Genomic DNA, 3,201 nt, shown 5'->3' on the forward strand with positions numbered 1-3,201 from the left:
ACGCTGGATGATCCGCAACAGCTCGCCGGGCTCGTAGAAGTCCATGTGCCCGGTGAAGCCGAAGCGGTCGCGCAGCGGGCCGGTGAGCGCGCCGGAGCGGGTGGTGGCCCCGACCAGGGTGAACGGGGCGATGTCGAGCGGGATGGAGGTGGCGCCCGGCCCCTTGCCGACGACGACGTCGACCCGGAAGTCCTCCATCGCCAGGTACAGCATCTCCTCGGCCGGGCGGGCCATGCGGTGGATCTCGTCGATGAACAGCACGTCGCCCTCGACCAGATTGCTCAGCATGGCCGCCAGATCGCCCGCGCGTTCGAGGGCAGGACCGGAGGTGATGCGCAGCGCGGTGCCGAGTTCGGCGGCGATGATCATGGCCATGCTGGTCTTGCCGAGACCGGGCGGGCCGGACAGCAGCACGTGGTCGGGTGTGCTGCCGCGCTGTTTTGCGCCGCGCAGCACCAGGGCCAGTTGCTCGCGCACCCTGGGCTGGCCGATGAAGGTGTCCAGCGACTTCGGGCGCAGGTCGCTCTCGATCTCGCTGTCGGAGCGCAGCAGGTTCGCGGTGAGCGGGAACTGTTCGCCGTACCCGGAATCGAAGCCTGCGCCGATGCCGGAATCGGTGTCGCCGCCGTCCGCGCCGAGGTCCTCGCCGGAGCTGTGTTCGGTCATGACGGCTACCGGTTCCTGCCGAGCGACGACAGCGCCGCGCGCAGTGCCGCGGAGGTGGTGGCGGCGGGCTGTTCGGCGAGCACCGCGTCCACGGCCTGCTCGGCCTGCTTGAGCGGGAAACCGAGACCGGTGAGCGCCTCGACCACCTGGTCGCGGACCGGGGTGAGCACCGCGGCGGGCGCGCTGCCCGGCGGCCCGGCCTGGACCGGCACCTGGTTCACCTTGTCGCGCAGTTCCACCACCATGCGCTCGGCGCCGCGCTTGCCGATGCCGGGCACCCGCGTCAGCGCCGCGACATTGCTCTCGGCCAGCGCCTTGCGCAGCGCTTCGGGCTCGAGCACCGCCAGCACCGCCATGGCCAGCCGGGGGCCGACGCCGGAGACCGTCTGCAACAGCCCGAACAGGTCGCGGGCCTCGGTGTCGGCGAAGCCGTAGAGGGTCATCGCGTCCTCGCGCACGATCATGGCGGTGTAGAGGCGGGCCTGCTCGCCGCGCGAGAGGGTCGCCAGGGTGGCGGGGGTGGCGTTGAGCCGGTAGCCGACGCCCGCGGCCTCGATCACCACGTGGTCGAGCGCGACCTCGACGACCTCACCGCGTATCGACGCGATCACCCGCGCACCGCCTTTCGTCGAACGTCCTGTTGCCCATCGACCCGGGCGGCCTCGACCGCTGCCGTCTCGTCCCCGGCCGCTTTCCGCCGTCCGGGAGCTTGCGCCCGGCCCGGTCGTGGCTGCCCGGCGCGTTCCCGCGCCGCGCGCTGCGCGGCCAGGCGTTCGGCGTACCGCCGCTGCGCCTCGGCGGCCTGTGCCTCGGCCGCGGCCATTCTGGCCATCAGCGTGGCCCGCCAACAATGACAGATCGCCAGGGCCAGCGCATCAGCCGCGTCGGCCGGTTCGGGGGCGGTCTCCAGGCCGAGGATGCGGGTCACCATCGCGGTCAGCTGGGCCTTACCTGCCTTGCCGTTGCCGGTCACCGAGGCCTTGACCTCGCTCGGGGTGTGGAAGACCACCGGTATCCCCCGGCGCGCGGCGGCCAGGGCGATCACCCCGCCCGCCTGCGCGGTGCCCATCGCCGTGCGCACGTTGTGCTGGGCGAACACCCGCTCGATGGCCACGGCCTTCGGCCGGTGCTCGTCCATCCACCGCTCGGCGGCATCGGCGACCAGCATGAGCCGGTGCGCCAGATCCATGTCGGCCGGGGTGCGCACCACGTCGACGGCGATGGCGGTGACGCTGCGGCCGAGGCCGCCCTCGACCATGCTCAGGCCGCACCGGGTGAGCCCGGGGTCGACGCCCATCACCCGCACGACGACCCACCTCTCCCCGGACACGAACAATTGTTCGAGAGTCTAGTGGATGCCGTGAGCGTCTCGCCGCCGCGACACGACCCGCGCCGCGCGGCTACGGCACTGCCGTCAGCACCGGCGTCGCGCGTTCGGCGCTTCGACGGGCCCGGATGCGGCGCACCACCCACTTCTCCGCCTCGGCGACGAAGAAGACCATCAGGCCGACGCCGACCACCTTGGCCCAGTCCAGCGGCGCGAGTCCGGCGGAACCGAACACCCGCTGGAAGAACGGGCCGTAGGTGTAGAGCAGTTGCAGGCAGACGCAGGCGGCAACGGCGCCGAGCACGTAGCGGTTGCCGAACAACCCGTCCCGGTTGAGCACCGACCCTTCGATGCGCCTGCTGTTGACCAGGTAGAACATCTCGGCGGCCACGATGGCGTTCACCGCGATGGTGCGCGCCACCTCGACGGTGGTGCCCGAGTCCAGTTCCCACAGGAACAGCCCGAGCGCGCCCGCCATCATCAGCACCGACACCAGCGCGACGCGCCAGGCGAAGAAGGCCGACAGCAGCGATTCGGTGGGCGGGCGCGGCGGCCGTCGCATGACGGTGGCCTCGGTGGGCTCGAAGGCCAGCGCCAGGCCGAGTGTGCTGACGGTGGCCAGGTTGATCCACAGCACCTGGGCCGGGGTGAGCGGCAGGGTCAGCTGGAACAGGATCGCCGCGATGACCACCAGCGCCTCGCCGCCGTTGGTCGGCAGCATGAACAGGACGAACTTCTTGAGGTTGTCGTAGACCCCTCGGCCCTCGCGCACCGCGGCGGCGATGGTGGCGAAGTTGTCGTCGGTGAGAATCATGTCCGCGGCCTCCTTGGCCGCGTCGGTGCCGCCCGCGCCCATGGCGACGCCGACATCGGCGCGGGTGAGCGCGGGCGCGTCGTTCACCCCGTCGCCGGTCATGGCGACGATGTGCCCGTTGTCCTGCATGGCCCGCACCAGCCGCAGCTTGTGCTCCGGGCTGGCGCGGGCGAACACGTCGGTCTCGGCGACGACCCGGCGCAGCGCGTCGTCGTCGAGCGCCTCGATCTGGGCGCCGGTGACCGGTTTCCTTCCCCGGCCGAGCCCCATCTGGGCGCCGATCTCGGCGGCGGTGTCGGCGTGGTCGCCGGTGATCATCTTGACCGTGATGCCCGCGCGGTGGCATTCGCGCACCGCGGCCACGACCTCCTCGCGCGGCGGGTCGATGATGCCG

4 protein-coding genes are annotated in these 3,201 nt (G+C 71.9%); all 4 read right to left on the minus strand.

Features of this window, described 5'->3' with window-relative positions; all coding sequences use genetic code 11:
- On the minus strand, positions 1 to 666 hold a 666-nt coding region (ruvB, locus tag QH283_RS13930; RefSeq protein WP_280503427.1), incomplete at its 3' end, for a Holliday junction branch migration DNA helicase RuvB.
- Between the two features lie 5 nt (positions 667 to 671).
- Positions 672 to 1,277 (minus strand): Holliday junction branch migration protein RuvA, encoded by a 606-nt coding sequence (gene ruvA, locus QH283_RS13935; protein WP_280503428.1) that lies wholly within the window; start codon positions 1,275 to 1,277, stop codon positions 672 to 674.
- The gene (ruvC, locus tag QH283_RS13940; protein ID WP_280503430.1) at positions 1,274 to 1,972 is read right to left on the minus strand and encodes a crossover junction endodeoxyribonuclease RuvC; all 699 of its coding nucleotides are present in this window, start codon (positions 1,970 to 1,972) and stop codon (positions 1,274 to 1,276) included. Before ruvC ends, ruvA begins: the two co-directional genes overlap by 4 nt.
- A 94-nt stretch (positions 1,973 to 2,066) precedes the next feature.
- On the minus strand, positions 2,067 to 3,201 hold a 1,135-nt coding region (locus tag QH283_RS13945; RefSeq protein ID WP_280503429.1), incomplete at its 5' end, for an HAD-IC family P-type ATPase.

This window comes from Nocardia farcinica (genome assembly GCF_029867845.1).
GTDB lineage: Bacteria > Actinomycetota > Actinomycetes > Mycobacteriales > Mycobacteriaceae > Nocardia > Nocardia farcinica_A.